Origin of the sequence: Spirosoma flavum (genome assembly GCF_042686045.1) — a bacterium.
GTDB classification, from domain to species: domain Bacteria; phylum Bacteroidota; class Bacteroidia; order Cytophagales; family Spirosomataceae; genus Spirosoma; species Spirosoma flavum.
On record NZ_JBHUOM010000023.1, the window covers coordinates 873256 to 888878 of the forward strand.

At 46.8% G+C, this 15623-nt stretch carries 18 protein-coding genes; 7 read left to right on the top strand and 11 right to left on the bottom strand.

Annotation, left to right across the window (positions count from 1 at the left end):
• Positions 1–40: 40 nt before the first annotated feature.
• Positions 41–1270 (top strand): endonuclease/exonuclease/phosphatase family protein, encoded by a 1230-nt coding sequence (locus ACFS25_RS24350; RefSeq protein ID WP_381506226.1) that lies wholly within the window; start codon positions 41–43, stop codon positions 1268–1270.
• 126 nt (positions 1271–1396) lie between these two features.
• On the opposite strand, the gene ACFS25_RS24355 is transcribed toward ACFS25_RS24350, so the two are convergent.
• The 5 genes from ACFS25_RS24355 to ACFS25_RS24375 all read right to left on the bottom strand — a co-directional run bounded on the left by ACFS25_RS24355 (position 1397) and on the right by ACFS25_RS24375 (position 4240).
• A complete protein-coding gene (locus ACFS25_RS24355) occupies positions 1397–1807 on the bottom strand; it encodes a molybdenum cofactor biosynthesis protein MoaE (RefSeq protein ID WP_381506229.1) in 411 nt (136 codons plus the stop codon).
• Positions 1808–1823: 16 nt separating this feature from the next.
• Positions 1824–2072: a MoaD/ThiS family protein gene (locus tag ACFS25_RS24360; RefSeq protein WP_381506231.1), complete on the bottom strand. Its 249-nt coding sequence runs from the start codon at positions 2070–2072 to the stop codon at positions 1824–1826.
• Positions 2073–2211: 139 nt separating this feature from the next.
• Entirely contained in the window at positions 2212–2493 is a 282-nt protein-coding gene (locus ACFS25_RS24365; protein WP_381506234.1) for a hypothetical protein, read from the bottom strand.
• A 79-nt stretch (positions 2494–2572) separates the two neighbouring features.
• Positions 2573–3586 (bottom strand): S1C family serine protease, encoded by a 1014-nt coding sequence (locus tag ACFS25_RS24370; RefSeq protein WP_381506237.1) that lies wholly within the window; start codon positions 3584–3586, stop codon positions 2573–2575.
• Between the two features lie 66 nt (positions 3587–3652).
• Complete coding sequence (locus tag ACFS25_RS24375) at positions 3653–4240, bottom strand: RNA polymerase sigma factor (RefSeq protein ID WP_381506240.1); 588 nt, start codon at positions 4238–4240, stop codon at positions 3653–3655.
• 142 nt (positions 4241–4382) lie between these two features.
• Between ACFS25_RS24375 and ACFS25_RS24380 the strand changes: the two genes are divergently transcribed.
• On the top strand, positions 4383–4571 hold the full coding sequence (locus ACFS25_RS24380; protein WP_381506243.1) for a hypothetical protein: 189 nt from the start codon (positions 4383–4385) through the stop codon (positions 4569–4571).
• Between the two features lie 138 nt (positions 4572–4709).
• Here the strand turns inward: ACFS25_RS24380 and ACFS25_RS24385 are convergent, their stop codons facing one another.
• The 3 genes from ACFS25_RS24385 to ACFS25_RS24395 all read right to left on the bottom strand — a co-directional run bounded on the left by ACFS25_RS24385 (position 4710) and on the right by ACFS25_RS24395 (position 8870).
• Positions 4710–5714, bottom strand: a complete 1005-nt coding sequence (locus ACFS25_RS24385) for an NAD(P)H-dependent glycerol-3-phosphate dehydrogenase (RefSeq protein WP_381506246.1) — start codon at positions 5712–5714, stop codon at positions 4710–4712.
• A 116-nt stretch (positions 5715–5830) separates the two neighbouring features.
• Positions 5831–7243: an efflux RND transporter periplasmic adaptor subunit gene (locus tag ACFS25_RS24390; RefSeq protein WP_381506249.1), complete on the bottom strand. Its 1413-nt coding sequence runs from the start codon at positions 7241–7243 to the stop codon at positions 5831–5833.
• Between the two features lie 100 nt (positions 7244–7343).
• Positions 7344–8870 carry a TolC family protein gene (locus ACFS25_RS24395; protein ID WP_381506252.1) on the bottom strand — a complete coding sequence of 509 codons (1527 nt, stop codon included), beginning with the start codon at positions 8868–8870 and terminating at the stop codon, positions 7344–7346.
• Positions 8871–8945: 75 nt separating this feature from the next.
• Between ACFS25_RS24395 and ACFS25_RS24400 the strand changes: the two genes are divergently transcribed.
• A complete protein-coding gene (locus ACFS25_RS24400) occupies positions 8946–9779 on the top strand; it encodes an aminotransferase class IV (protein WP_381506254.1) in 834 nt (277 codons plus the stop codon).
• Here the strand turns inward: ACFS25_RS24400 and ACFS25_RS24405 are convergent.
• Positions 9753–10442, bottom strand: a complete 690-nt coding sequence (locus ACFS25_RS24405) for an ABC transporter ATP-binding protein (protein ID WP_381506257.1) — start codon at positions 10440–10442, stop codon at positions 9753–9755. The genes ACFS25_RS24400 and ACFS25_RS24405 overlap by 27 nt on opposite strands.
• Before the next feature lie 355 nt (positions 10443–10797).
• On the opposite strand from ACFS25_RS24405, the gene ACFS25_RS24410 reads away from it, so the two are divergent.
• Positions 10798–11499: a head GIN domain-containing protein gene (locus ACFS25_RS24410; protein WP_381506259.1), complete on the top strand. Its 702-nt coding sequence runs from the start codon at positions 10798–10800 to the stop codon at positions 11497–11499.
• 104 nt (positions 11500–11603) lie between these two features.
• Positions 11604–12740, top strand: coding sequence for a 5-(carboxyamino)imidazole ribonucleotide synthase (locus ACFS25_RS24415; protein WP_381506262.1), 1137 nt, complete (start codon positions 11604–11606; stop codon positions 12738–12740).
• Positions 12741–12859: 119 nt separating this feature from the next.
• Here ACFS25_RS24415 and ACFS25_RS24420 read toward each other — a convergent pair whose 3' ends face one another.
• Positions 12860–13696, bottom strand: a complete 837-nt coding sequence (locus ACFS25_RS24420) for a fumarylacetoacetate hydrolase family protein (RefSeq protein WP_381506264.1) — start codon at positions 13694–13696, stop codon at positions 12860–12862.
• 88 nt (positions 13697–13784) lie between these two features.
• Between ACFS25_RS24420 and recO the strand changes: the two genes are divergently transcribed.
• Positions 13785–14477: a DNA repair protein RecO gene (recO, locus tag ACFS25_RS24425; protein ID WP_381506266.1), complete on the top strand. Its 693-nt coding sequence runs from the start codon at positions 13785–13787 to the stop codon at positions 14475–14477.
• 15 nt (positions 14478–14492) lie between these two features.
• Entirely contained in the window at positions 14493–14840 is a 348-nt protein-coding gene (locus ACFS25_RS24430) for an acyl carrier protein (RefSeq protein ID WP_381506268.1), read from the top strand.
• Here ACFS25_RS24430 and lptB read toward each other — a convergent pair.
• Entirely contained in the window at positions 14837–15568 is a 732-nt protein-coding gene (gene lptB, locus ACFS25_RS24435; RefSeq protein WP_381506271.1) for an LPS export ABC transporter ATP-binding protein, read from the bottom strand. The genes ACFS25_RS24430 and lptB overlap by 4 nt on opposite strands.
• Between the last annotated feature and the right edge of the window lie 55 nt (positions 15569–15623).

Genomic DNA, 15623 nt, shown 5'->3' on the forward strand with positions numbered 1-15623 from the left:
TTTGATCAACGCCATATGGTTTTTATGCCACAAAGGTAACATGTTTCTGGTTGCATCGCAAATCTCCGAATCGGCTCAATTGCAGGCTTTCCGGTCATTATACCTTATTTTTGGCTTCCGAAGAGTATTGGTCTCGCTCAACAACGACGATATGACGCTAAGAATGCGAGTTGGGCAACTCATCGCCTTTTTTTTTCGGTCATTATTATGGTCGATTAACCTGCTGCTGGTTCTATATACCTGCATTGCATACTGGCTACTGTATAGTTTGCAAATTGAGCACTGGTCGGCCAGTATGATTATGATTACGTTGCCGGTAGCCTGGCTACTGAACTTAATTGTAGTTTGCCTGTGGCTTATGGCAAGACCTTGGCGAAGTTGGCTTTCGGGTGCAGTTGTACTAATTGGGATGCTCTTATTTGGGTCGCGAACGTTTGTGTGGCACAGCCCCCTCGAAATAAAAGGTAGAGGCACTCCGGTAAAGGTATTTAGTTACAATGTTCAATCTTTTGACCTGAATGAGTCCTGGGAATTCTACCAAAGTTCCCCCCGTATTCGCCGAACAGACAACTACGTATTGCGCTACGATGCGCCAATTAAATGCTTTCAGGAATTCTACAACTCAACGTCTATACCCGACTATGATATTGTTAAACGGTTTCGCAAAGCGGGTTATCGATACTCGGTTCTCTTATATCCTGAAAGGGCGCTAGTAGCCGATGGCGATATCGGCGTAGCCATTTTTTCTATTTACCCCATTGTTCAGTTCGGTCGTGAACAATTCGGTGGGTCAAACGGGATAGTATGGGCACATGTAAAAATAGGAAATGATACTATTCGTATTATAAATGTCCATCTACATTCTATGGGTATTCGAGTAGGCAAAGTACTGGATCAGAAGGGAATGAAAGGCGTTCAGCGCGAAACGCGCGGTGTGTTGAGCGCGTTGCATAGCGGATTTACCGAACGCAAAAATGAAGTTGACAAGATTGAACAATACATTCGCAAAAGCCCGTATCCGGTCATTGTGACCGGCGACCATAACGATACACCTTATAGTGTGGTTTATGAACGAATGCGTCGGATACTACCTAATAGTTTTGAAGATGCGGGCCGGGGCTTCGGCTTTACGTACAACCGTTTACCAGGTTATATTCGGATCGACCACCAATTTCATGATCCAAAACTACCCGTGTTAAACTTCGAAACTATTAATTATATCAGGTATTCTGACCACTATCCAATTGTGGGAACGTACTTAATTAAATGATAAAGTTAACACACCGTATGTGTAGGGCAATCAGTTTAATCCTGTCGAAAAAAGGAGACATAATATGTGCTGATGATCAGCAAAATTAGACTTATCCTACACTTCCATCCACTACATCATACATTCTCAAGGGTGTGCATTTACCCACTCTTCACCATCTGTAAATACTTCCTTTTTCCAGATCGGTACAGTTTGCTTTATGGTGTCTATAATATATCGGCAGGCTTCGAAGGCAGCAGCACGGTGGGCAGTAGAAACGCCAATAAGCACCGCTATTTCACCGATCTGTAAGATGCCTTTGCGATGGATAATCGTATAGCGAAGAATAGGCCATCGTTGCTGGGCATCATCCGCAATTTTTTGCATTTCGCTAAGAGCCATGCGGTCATAGGCTTCGTATTCAAGTCGGTCAACGGAGCGATCCTGGGTATTGTCGCGAACGACTCCCAGAAAAAAATCAATAGCACCCGCCTGCTCTGACTGAAGAAATGTCAGGGCAGCAGCAACGTCAATAGGTTCAGAAGTAAGGGCAACCATAGAAAATAATCAAGAATCAACCTCCGCTGACAGGTGGAATAAGAGCGATTTCGTCGTGGTGAACGAGTATTTGTTCAGATTCAGCGTATTCGCCATTAACAGCAACCAACAGCGAACGGATACCAGCTAACGCAGGATAGTTCTGGTGCAACTGATTAATCAAGTCGCCGACGTTATCTCCCTCAGTTAATGGCACTGAGACTGCTGACTGACCAGTTAGATCGCGTGTGATACCAAATAAAAGCACCGAAACAGATGAATCCATAAGCAAGCGTAATGCAGTATAAAAAGTAACTATCTGCCTAAAGAACGCAGCAGAGATTGATTGAAGTTCGCCAGCTATCAACAAAAAACGGTGCCATTGCTTTGCTGTAATGGCACCGTCTCTACAAAAAACAGGAAATCTACTTTGAGTTATCCAGCTTCCGCTCAGCCTTCTTCATCTTGCGATCAGCTTTGTTGAGGGTTTTATTCGTACCGTCTTTAACGTCCTCTTTGGTATTTTTAGCTGCGGTCGATACTTTATCTCCGGCTTTATCGGCTTCACGACCAATTTTCTTACCAGCAGCTTTTGTAGTTTCTTTGGCCTGATGAGCAGTTTCTTTAGCGTTTTGTTTTGTATCCTGGGCGGACACAATGGCGACTGAGACGAACAGCGCAGCGGCCAGCATCATGATCTTTTTCATGTTTGTCGAGTTGATTTCTGCACGGAATAACACGTCAGTACACCAATTGTTCAACCCTTATTTAGTTGCCAGGCTTATTTTAATCTTTGTGTTTAAACACTTTCACCTGATACACGTAATCCTGCATTCGCTTGATCTGCTGTTTACGAGGCATATTCGCCAACGTATTCTTTTTATTCAGTCGAAGCGGCAGACCTTTGAGCGAGTCAGTTGGGATGTTATTAAGGGCTTCGAGCAGGTAATTTGTTTTCACCGCAAAACTGACACCTTCAGCCGTTGTCTGTTTCCCGCTAATGATACCAATTATATTACCTTTTTCGTCTAAAAGCGGCCCACCAGAATTACCGGGGTTTACGCCAATAGCCACTTGATAGGCGGTTGAATCACCCCGATAACCTGTACCAGAACTAAGATACCCTTCGCCATAAACAATTTCTTCGCGCGGGTAACCAAGTGTATAGACGCGCTCTCCGAGATCAGATGGGCGAGCATCGAAACTGTAAGGAACCGGCGGCATAGACCGGAATGCGCTGTCGTCGCAAAGTTGCAGGAAAGCTAAATCGTGCGATTGATCGGTATAAACGACCCGAGCCTTGTAGACTTCGCCCTTGGTACTTTGCACATAAACTGAATCGGCATCACGTACGATGTGGTTATTTGTAACAAGATAGCCATCACCAGTGAGTAAAAAGCCTGATCCTGACACTTGCGCCGGTTTGGTGGCCATACCTTGTCCCCGGCCATTGTAATCATTCAGCAGTTTACGCTGTGATGATTTAACAGCCTGTATTTCTTTACTCAACAGACTATATTGCTGTTCTTGCTGATGGCTTTTCTGGTATGAGCGATAAAGGAAAATAGAGCCGAAAGTTGTGATGATAGCAGCTGATGCAGCCACAGCCAGTGTGGTGCGGTACATTTGCCAAAGCGACCGAATCTGAGCGGCTGGTTCAGACCGATAGGCGTCAGCATCCTCGCGCATCGCCTTCATGTCGATATGCGTCTGAGCCGCTTTTAGCTTCTGTGTGAACTGAACTCGTTCGCCGTACGCCCGCAGTGCGTTTTCGATGTCTTTTTCTTCGTTCGTTTCCATTTTAGTAATACCGACTCTCCAGGGTCGGCAGAAAACCTTAGTCTACGCCAACTCTGGAGAGTTGGTTTAGGATTTATACTCCGAAAAGAACAGTCGCTTCAAACGCATAAGACACTTATATTTCTGCGTTTTGGCATTGTCGGCATTGGTATAGCCAAACTTTTCGGTAATGTCCTGCATACTCAGATGCTGGATATAAAAATCGGTCAGCAAGGTTCGGCAGGGCTCACCAAGCTGAGAGAGCGACTCAGCCATCAGATCAAACTGCCGATCACGTTCCTCGTGGTACGTTAAATCGTCGTCAATTTGCCCAACGGCTAGTTCATCCGAAGCAGCTATTTCCACATCGCGCACCATGAAACGGCTACGTTGGGCTAACTGCTTCAGCCATAATCGTCGGCCAACCGAGTAGAGGTACGTTTTCAACTGGCAATGCAATTCCAGCGAACCACTCTTTACCTTCTCGTACAACACAATTAATGCTTCCTGATAAATATCCTTGGCGTCGTCTTCATTACCACTATTGCTGGTTACGAAGTGCAGTACCATCGGAAAATACCGTCTATATAATTGCGTCAAAGCCTCGTCGGATCCATTGGCCAAACCCATCAGCAACTCGTCGTCAGTCAATATGGGCGACCTACTTTCCTTCATTGAGTTGAGTCATTACTTAATACGGAAACGTTTGAGACGTAACCCAAAAAAAAATAAAAAAAAGGTGGGTTACCTTTTCCCCTATGGGGTATTAACGTTGACATTAATTTATTAATCACTAAACAAAAACACCCCCAAAAATATGAAAGCAATCACGAAATCCGCCTTCTTTTTCATGGCTATGATCGCCCTGGCTACGTCTTGCAGCTCGAAGAAGACCGAAACCACCGAAACGACCACCACGTCAGCGGATTCTGCTTCGACGATGGCTACCGATTCGACGATGGCTACGGATTCTGCTTCGACGATGTCTGCTGATAGCGCGAAGTAATTTTTATTAAGGCACAACTGCCGGTAAATCTTGCCGACACCGCTATAAACGTTTGAAGACCCCTTGATTAGTCAGGGGGTCTTTATTTTTTCAGACAATGTCAAAGCAAGTACGTCGAACCGGCGGTTTGACCAGTCTCTACGTTAACACCTCTTTCAACAAATTCATCTCCCCGGTTGGTGCGGCTCGTTCGTATAAAATCGCGTAAACGGCATTCGTTATAGGCATATTAACCCCAAACCGTCGATTGATTTCATAGATGCTCTTAACGGCGTAATAACCCTCGGCAATCATATTCATCTCTGCCTGTGCCGACTGAATTGTGTAGCCCCGGCCAATGAGCGTACCGAATGTCCGATTGCGACTAAAGGGCGAGTAGGCTGTTACAAGCAAATCGCCCAAGTATGCAGACCCGCTCAAGTCACGATGTTTAGGATAGATAGCATCGACAAATCGCTTAATTTCCTGCATGGCATTAGAAACCAGTACAGCCTGAAAATTATCACCATAGCCCAGTCCCCTCGTAATACCACAGGCCAGCGCAATGATGTTTTTCATCACGGCGCTATACTCAATTCCGTAAATGTCGTCTACGGCTGTGGTCTGTACGAAGCGACATCGCAACAAAGCGGCTACGTCTTGAGCGCAGATTGGATTCTGGGAAGCGATAGTAAGGTATGACTGTTTTTCGAGAGCAACTTCTTCTGCATGACACGGCCCGGCAATGACCGCCATTCTCCCCACGGGAACACCATACTGTTCGCTGACCCAATCCGTTACTAACTGATTTGCTCCAGGAATCATGCCTTTAATGGCTGATACAACCGACTTTCCGTTGAAATGCTCCGGTGTTAATCCTGTTAGCGCGTCGCCTACGAAAGCCGCTGGAACGGCTAGAATAATGTAATCACTATCGCGAAATGAATCCCGGATTTTTGTACAAACTTTTACCTTGCGGGTATTAATCTGCACATCACTCAGATAACTTGGGTTATGGCCGAATTTTTTGATGTGCTCCGCATCAGACTTTTTACGAAGCCACCATTTAACATTGACATTATTTTCGGAGAGGATTTTGACGAGCGCGGTTGCCCAACTCCCTCCCCCTACCATCGTTAGCCGAGTGGGTTGCATTACTTTCATGGGGTAAAGAAAGGAAGAAAGCGGGAAAGGTGAAAAACAAGTGGAGTCGGGTTCTCAAACCCGACTCCACAATAAGAACTGATAAAGGTTAAAAAGCTTGTCTGTTTGGTTACAGATTACTCTTCCTTCTCATCTTTCTTTTTATTCTTGTTCGGGTCTCGCTTGGTGACGAGTTCGCCATTCTTGAGTTTTTTCGAGACGGCAATAAAGGGTCCCGACACAATCTGCTCGTTCAATTTCAGACCCGATATGATTTCAATGTTTTCGAAGTCGCTGATACCGGTTTTCACTTCTCGCTGTGTAGCCTTGCCGCCTACGTTTACAAAGACAATTTCTTTGGGTTTATCTTTCTTTTCAGATTGGTCAACCGGTTTCTCATCAACGGTGCCGCTAGGTCTGTCTTTGATCTCCTCTGTGTCGATGGCGGTTGAGTCTGCTCCGCGCGTAGTTACGGCCGCAATCGGAACAGTCATAACACCCGATTTCCGGTCAGTAATAACCTCGACCGAGGCTGTCATACCGGGCTTAAAAGGATAGCCTTTTTTACCTTTCTGAGCCAGAAGATCACCATATGAACTATTCAGAATTTTTACTTTCACTTCAAATTCCGTTACGGCATCGGACGATAGTGCTGCAGCAGCCCCTGATGTACTCGTCAGGCCATTCGCCGTATTCGCAATTTCATATACAATGCCTTTAAATTTACGTCCGGCAGTAGTATAAGAATCTACCTCAATATCAGCCGTATCGCCAAGGTTCACTCGCACAATATCATTCTCGTTGACGTTCACGCGAACCTCCATATTTTGTAGATTGGCAATCCGCATAATTTCTGTACCAGCCATTTGCGATGTACCAACAACACGTTCGCCTAATTCGATATTCAGTTTCGATACAGTTCCACCTACGGGACAATAGATTGTCGTTTTGCGCAAGTTATCGTTGGCATCGCGTAAGCTGGCTTCGGCACTCTGAATATTAAATTGAGAAGCCCGAACATTAGCATTGGCCGCTTCAACTTCCTGCTTGGCGACGTTGTAGTTAGCCTCGCTGGTTTCCAAATCTGCCGACGAGATCACTTTATCAGCAAATAATTTACGGTTCCGGTCATAGTCAGCTTTAGCCCGAATCAGTCGCGCACTCGACTGTGCTACCGATGCTTTCGACTGCTCTAACTGTGCCCGGCTTTGGTTCACCGTGGCCCGCGCCCGCGCCAGGAGAGACTCGTAGTTATCAGGCCGAATACGGCAGAGAAGCTGACCTGCCTTAACGGGATCTCCTTCATTCACATACAGGCCGATGATTTCGCCGGATACATCGGGACTAATTTTCACTTCAACCTGAGGCTGAACGCGCCCCGATGCACTAACACGTTCGGTAATATCGAGACGCTTGACCGAGGCAAAATCGACTTCCGTTGATTTTGGCTTACCGATCATGCCTGTTTGTTTTGCAGCTACTAATCCTCCTACCAGCAGGACAACCAGTCCACCCAATATCCACCAAATGCGACTTGACTTCTTTTTCATAATGTGAAATGTATACTGAATAATGTAGAATGTAAAATGGGCAGGCAACTTTTTCGATTTGGTTTCCCTCCACTATGCAGAATACATTTCACATTATTCATTAAAAAGCGAGCGGTTTATTCTGATAATAATCTAAAATTTTGGTTCGGAATACGTAGTCGTATTTAGCCTGCACTAAGCTGTTTCGGGCACGGTCGAGATTCGTTTTGGCAATGCTGTAATCCGTTGCATTGATGGCTCCGGCATTCAGGCGGCTTTCGGCCATCTGAAACGCCCGCTCCAATGAGGCCACCTGCGCCTGTGTAGCCTTGTACCTATTGGCCCCTGCCTTCATCAGGGTATATGCCGTTTCTATTTGCTGACGTAACGTCAGGCGGGTATTTAGGGCGGTCAGTTCGGCATTCTGTTGCTGAATTTTAGCGGTTGTGATCCGGTTACGCGACAAATTACCCTGAAAAATAGGTACTCGCAAAAACAGCGAAGCAGAACGGTTAAAGTTATTATGGATTTGATCGAAATAAGTAACGTTTGTAACGTCATAGCCAGGCACACTAGAATAAACAGGTTGCTGACCCCCATTGGCATCCGTAAAAAACCCGGTAATCTGCGGGCGTGTCGTACCATTCGCTACTTGTTGCTGATTGGCCGCACTGGAATAAAGACTACTAAGATTGCCGTTTAGTGTTAATACCGGATACAGAGCACCTTTAGCTACTTGCACCCCTAATGCAGCACTTTTAACGCGCAGATCGGCCCCTTTCACTTCTGGTAGATTTCCGGCAGCCACATCAAAAAGTTGTTGCACAGATGATTCATAGGGTGTTAAGCCTGGGTCAGGTACATTGATTGACTCAACCTCGAAATCTTGACTAATGGGCACATTCATGGCCTGAAGCAGCGAAACCTTAGCTAGATCAAGCGTATTTTGAGCCGTTACGATATCAACTTCATTGCTGGCCAATGTCGCCCGCAGTTCATAGAGATTCGCTTCGGGAGCCGACCCGGCACTAACTAGTCGCTGTGTTCGGTCAAGTTGCGCCTGTGTCACATCGGCCTGCCGCTGAGCAACAGCTAGTTGTTCCGTACCCGTCAGCACGTTTAAATAATTTTGAGCAACCGTCAGCGATACATTATTTTTAGTTGCGTTTAGTTCCTGATGGCTAGCCTGAAGAATTAGGTCATTTTGTTTAATCGTATTCCGTAATGTTAGGCCATTATATATCGTTGCTGCCCCGTTAAGCTGGTAGCTACCCGACACAATCGATTGTTGAATAAAGCCGTTGGATTGTGGGTTAATGCTCCGTCCTCCATTAAGGCCCTGATTGACCTGAAAGTTGGTTGTAGGCAGCAGATTCAACCGCGACTGATGTAATTGCAAATCGCTATTGGCGACCGTCAATTGTCCCTGCCGAATCTGAATATTATTCTGCTGCGCAATGTCAATACATTGCTGTAAATTCAATCGAGTTGCTGCGCTCGCTCCTTTGCCGGGCGATACCACGCCGGGCGATAGAACTGAAGTGCCGGCCTGACCCGATGTACTTTGTGCGTATGTTGCCGACAAATTTGTCGTTACTAATAGGGCCACTACAACCCGCATCTGTTTCCACGCCACTTGCATACACATACTATTTGATGGTTCAATGTTACAAACTTACCTTCGGCGCGGCTATCGTTTTGGGATAAACGGCGCAAACTAAGCATGTTTCTGGTTTATAATTCGGATATACTTCCCGAAAGCGATTTTCGCTTATCGGTAAACGACCGCGCTTTTCAATATGGCGACGGCCTTTTCGAGACCATTCGGTACGAAACTAACCGGGTCTGGTTCTGGCCTGATCACTTCGCCCGACTCTCGGCTGGCCTATTGGCGTTGCAGCTTACTCCACCTAATGGTTTCACAGCTGAAGCTATTTATAAGACCCTTTTACAGCTACTTGCAGCCAACGGGCTTACTAATCAACCCGCCCGTATCAAGCTTCAGATTTGGCGGCAACCGGGCGGGTTATACACCCCAGCAACGAACACGGCCAATGTACTTATCACGGCCCAACCGGGTAATCCGTTTTCCATTACAGAAAAAGGCCAGATAGGAATCTATGACGCTTTTCGACTCTCACCCTCCCCTATTTCGACCTTCAAAACGCTGAATGCACTCCCTTATGTGCTGGCAGGTATATACAAGGAGCAACACAAACTCGACGATGTTATTTTGCTCGATACCAAAGGTAACGTTGCCGAATGCCTTGCCTCCACCCTGTTCTGGTACGCTGACGAAAAACTGCAAACCCCCTCACTCCAGACCGGATGCATCAATGGCATTGTCCGACAGCAATTTTTACGAATAGCCCCAACTTTAGGTATTACCTTTTGTGAAGGTTTTTATAAACCGGAGGTATTTAGCCAGATTGACGCTGTATTCTGCGCTAACGTCATGGGCATTCAGTGGTTAAATCACGTAAATGATTATCCTATAATTCCGTCGGTTAAGGCAAAAAAAACTCTCGACTTATTGCTGGGTCAACTTCAAGTCTGAGGCTTCCAGCCAGCCGTCTTTCAGCCGTACCACCCGTGACCCGAACTCAGCATTGATTTCTGAGTGCGTTACCTGCACAATGGTTACGCCGTCTTTCTGATTCAGTTCGCGAAATAATTCCATAATATCGCGGGCCTGATCGGAGTGAAGATTGCCCGTTGGCTCATCGGCGAAGATAACAGATGGCTGAGTCGATAACGCCCTAGCTATGCCCACCAACTGTTGCTGCCCACCGGATAACTGCGCCGGAAACAGATCTTTCTTAGCAACCATGTTGAACCGGTCGAGCAGTTCGGCCACGCGGCTTTTGCGCTCCGACCCGCTTAGTCCCTTATAAAGCAAGGGAGTTTCGATGTTTTCATATACCGTTAGTTCGTCAATCAGGTGGTAAGCCTGAAACACGAAGCCAATCTGCGTCCGGTGGAGTTCAGTGCGTCTTTTTTCGGATAGCTTCTGAACCGGTTGGTCATCAAATAGGTATTCGCCTTCAGACGGTTCTTCCAATAGTCCTAAAATATGCAGCAGGGTGGACTTCCCCGACCCAGACGGTCCCATGATAGACACGAACTCACCTTGAGCAATTTCGAGGCTGATGTTGCGCAACACATAGGCCCGACCAAAGCCAGCCGGATAGAACTTAGAGACGTTGTTAAGCTGAATCATAATCGATTATCTTTGAATTAATAAACCAAGTAGTAAAGTAGCTAAGTTGGGGGCTTCGCACATTGATGATAACTCAGATAGTTACCCGCCGTTTAAATAGCCGTGTAGCTTTACTATATGTGTGAGCAACAGTTTAGGCTAGGCTAATTGATAGGAATCTGATTTTTATCTAATGGCTCAAGCGTCGTGCCAAATTCATATCTTGCTAACTAACAATAATTTACGAACTAAACAATTATTCACAACGTCCGTAAGCGGACAAAGATACCGTTGAAATCGGACACCTTTTTAGGTCCATCATGCAACGTAACTGGCTTTTTCATCATCTATTAGTAAATCTAAAACCATCTTCACTATGAAAGCAATTGTTCTAGTAGTTTTTGCGCTGACTTCGGGCCTGCATTCCGCCAGCAGCGATTGGAAAAAAGACCGCGCCGTTTCTGGCTTCACAGGCGTAAGCGTAAGTAGTGGCATTGATCTTTATCTCACTCAGGGCAGTTCAGAAAAACTAACCTTGGATGTAAAAGGCGTTGACGAAGACAAAGTTAAATCAGAGATTAAAAATGGTACACTGGAACTATATATCGACCGAAAGAGTGGTCTAAACTGGAATCTAGGTCGGAATAATTCTGTAAAAGCGTACCTAACGTTCAAGCAGTTGACCAATTTACAGGCAGGTGGTGGCTCCGATGTATTCGGGCAGGGAACGCTGTCATTTAACGATTTAAATTTAGAAGCATCGGGCGGCTCCGACGTAAAATTAGACCTCAAAGCCGACGAACTGAACATCTCTGCTTCGGGTGGGGCCGATGCTATTTTGCAGGGTTCGGCTCGGACACTCAATGCTAACGGGTCTGGCGGGTCTGATCTTGACGCTCGAAAACTGACCGTTCAGGTATGCAATGCTAATTCATCGGGCGGGTCCAACGTGTACGTCAATGCAAGCAAAGAGCTGAGTATGAAAGCGTCGGGCGGGTCGGATATTTACTATTATGGCTCGGCTAAAGTGTTGGCCAGTAGCAAATCTGGCGGATCGGATATTAGTCGGAAGGATTAGGATTTGTAGTTTGACGTTTGAAATCCGTAGTTTGTAGTTTGAACGGTAGCACTGTGCTGTATGCAGTTGCAGGGCTATCGTTAAACTATCAAACGACAAACTCTTTGACACCCACTATCGGTATTCTCGGCGGGGGCCAGCTTGGTCTGATGCTTCTGCAAGCCGCCATTGACTGGAACCTCCGCGTTCATATTCTCGATCCAGACGCCGAGGCTCCCTGCCGTCATCTCTGCACACAATTTACGGAAGGTTCACTAACTGATTATGATACTGTCTACCAGTTTGGGCAGGCCGTTGACGTGCTGACAATTGAAATTGAGCGAGTCAACGTAGAAGCTCTCGAAACGCTTGAGCGCGAAGGGAAACGCGTGTTTCCACAACCGTCGGTTATTCGCCTTATTCAGGACAAACGGCTACAGAAACAGTTTTATCTCGACCATAATCTGCCCACTGCCGATTTTATTCTAACCGAAAATCGAGCCGATGTAGCCCTGTTGGAAATCCATCAGCCTGACTTTTTCCCCGCTTTTCATAAACTTGGTCGCGATGGGTACGATGGCCGGGGGGTTCAGCGAATTGCGTCCGTTGCCGATGTTGGAAAAGCGTTCGATGCTCCGGGTGTACTCGAAAAAGCCGTTGATTTCGAGAAAGAACTGGCTGTAATCGTTGCCCGCAATGAGCGAGGTGATGTTCAGACATTTCCGACAGTTGAGATGGTGTTCCACCCTGAACTGAACCTGGTCGAATATCTATTCGCACCGGCTGAAGTCCCGGAAGAAATTAATCAGCAAGCGCAGGACATCGCCCGACGAACCGCCGACGCCTTCGGGATTGTGGGCTTGCTGGCGGTAGAGTTATTTCTTACCAAGTCGGGCGAAATCCTGATTAACGAAGTTGCTCCACGTCCCCACAATAGCGGCCACCACACCATGCGGGCTAATGTCACCTCGCAGTTTGAACAGCATTGGCGGGCTATCCTGAACTACCCCCTCGGCGACACCACCGCTTATCAACCAGCCGCGATGGTAAACCTCCTTGGCGAAGATGGTCACACCGGGCCAGCCGTCTACGAAGGATTGGAAACATTACTGGCTATACCTGGTGTGTTCCCGTTTTTATACGGAAAAGCTATCACGAAGCCTTTCCGCAAAATGGGCCATATAACAGTCATGGATAATTCTCTGGCTGCTTTGCGGGAAAAAGTAACCGAAGTGAGAGCAGGCATTCGGGTTATCACGTAGAGACCGGTCTGAATAGCGGATCTGCCTCGATTCAGCCATACGCAGTGCTTTATAACCGGATGGTTTTTGCCACATCCGATCATAAAGCACTGACTCGAAAGAAATATGGATTCGCGTGTCTACGCAACTACATTCTCCAGAGTTCCTATCCCATCAATCGTAATTCTGACTACATCGCCAGGGCTTAGCGTGAAATCGTCGGGTGGAACAATACCGGTGCCGGTCATCAGGAAGCAACCATACGAGAACGAACATTCGCGGTAAAGGAATGAGACAAGTTCGGCGTGTTGTCGTTTCATCTGGTTGATGGCAATGCTATTTGTGAATGCCGCCTGATCGTCACGGATAATTTCCAGACGGATTTGGGTTTCGGGGGCAATGGGCCTTTCGGGAACATATAGGCATGGACCGAGAGCCGCGCTGCCATCGTAGGTTTTGGCCTGTGGTAAATACAGCGGATTTTCCCCTTCAATGCTCCGCGAACTCATGTCATTGCCGCAGGTATAGCCCACAATTTTGCCCGACGACGTAATAAATAACGTCAACTCGGGTTCCGGCACGTTCCAGGTCGAGTCGGCCCGGATACGGACGTTAGCACCCGGTCCTACAACGCGCTCTGGTGTCGATTTAAAGAACAGTTCGGGCCGGTCGGCGTCATAAACCCGATCGTAAAAATTATCTCCACCCGATTTTTTAGACTCTTCCATCCGAGCGTTACGACTACGCAGATACGTGACACCCGATGCCCAAACCTCCTGCCGACCAATTGGCGCTAACAATCCAGTCTGGGTCCAGGTTTGGTACTCGTCTGATGCCGTTGCCGAGGTCGTTAGCTGCCGCAAAACAGCATACAAATTGTCTTGGTTAACGAAAGAATCCCAATCATCGGCGGGAGTGGAATAGAACTGATTTTCAAATTCAAGAACAATGCCGGAGCGGGTTTTATAGAGTTTCATAAGTAACGAACTAAGCGGAAATTGACGAACAAACAGACGATTTTCCCAGTAAAAGGTGTTATCTTGGATAGTTTACTGTGAACCCAAGATGCTGCAAAAAACACGGGGTATTGCCCTCAGCTATATTCGTTACCGCGAAACCTCAATTATTGCCCGCGTATACACCGAAGAATACGGTCTGCAAAGCTATATCGTCAATAGTGTCCGTACCGCTCGAAGCAAGAACAATAAAATTGCGCTATTTCAACCACTGACGCTGCTGGACATGGTCGTTTATTACAAGAATGACCGCGACCTACACCGGATTTCGGAAGTCAAAACCAGTTATCCGTTTCAGAGTCTGCCCTTTGAAGTAGGCAAATCAACGATTGCGATGTTTGTGACGGAGATGTTAAATAAAGTCCTGAAAGAAGAAGCCAGTAGCCCGGTATTATTTCGATTTCTAATAGATTCAGTTCTATTTCTGGAAGAAGCGAAAATAAACTACGAGAACTTCCATCTCATCTTCCTGCTGAAACTGTCGTTTTTCCTGGGTTTTGGTCCCGAATCGTCTCGTGAGTTCGAAAGCCAGCTTCGCGAAAACTCCTATCCTTTCCTACCCGACGACGAAATGGAAACAGCTCTGAACATCATGCTGCGCCAGCCGCTCGGCACGGCTATCAAACTCAGCCGCTCGGCCCGTAACGAACTGGCCGATGCATTGGTAACGTACTACCACATTCACATTGACTCCCTCGGCGAAGTGAAATCATTACCCGTGTTACGGGAAGTGCTGGGATGAAATTTCTGTTTGGTTATGGAAGCACCTACGTTTGAACAACTCGCCGATTTTGTCCGACAAGCTACTGGATGTTCTCGCAACAAGATCATTTCCCCTTTGACTCAATTCGAGAACGATTTGGGTGTTACGGGCGACGATGGTGTTGAGCTATTGGAAGCCGTCGAAAAACACTTCGGCATTCCTTTAACTAATGCCGAAGGCCAGTTATGCGCATCCTTCGGGCTGAAGTCAGGCGAATACTTGTTTCACAGTGAAGGCTGGAGTTTACCACTTTGGTGGTTTGGCTGGGGACAAAAGCCTATTATTCACAACTTTACCGTTGGTGAATTACATGCTGTTTTGCAGGCACAGAGTAAGGTTTAAACCTTGCGTTTCAGCTCAAAGTGCTGGCCCAGATACACACGTCGCACCTGTTCATCATTAGCTAGTTCCTCAGCGGTTCCCTGCTTTAAAATTTTTCCTTCGAACAATAAATACGCCCGGTCGGTAATGGAGAGCGTTTCGTTCACGTTGTGGTCGGTGATGAGGATACCGATGTTTTTGTGCTTGAGTTTAGACACAATGCTCTGGATGTCTTCTACAGCAATCGGGTCAACACCCGCAAAAGGCTCGTCCAAAAGAATAAACTTCGGGTCAACTGCTAGCGCACGGGCAATTTCAGTACGTCGGCGTTCGCCCCCGGAGAGCACTTTACCTTTGCTTTTCCGAACGTGCGTCAGGCTAAATTCCTCAAGCAGTTCTTCTACTTTATCTTTTCTATCTTTTTTCGGTAAACTGCTCATTTCTAACACGGCCAGTACATTTTCCTCAACGGTTAAATCGCGAAAAACCGAGGCTTCCTGCGCTAGATAGCCCAGACCAAGACGCGCCCGTTTGTACATCGGCAGGTCGGTTACGTCCACATCGTCAATGAAAACTTTGCCACTATTTGGCTTCACCAAGCCAACGGCCATGTAAAACGACGTTGTTTTGCCAGCACCATTCGGCCCCAGAAGTCCAACAATTTCACCCGTCTCAACCTGATATGATACGTTGTCATTGACTAACCGCGACCCATATTTTTTTACTAGATTTTCTGTTCTAAGAATCATTCTGATGCGTTATACTAAAACGGTCAGTACCAGACCGACTGAGCCGCCAACGACG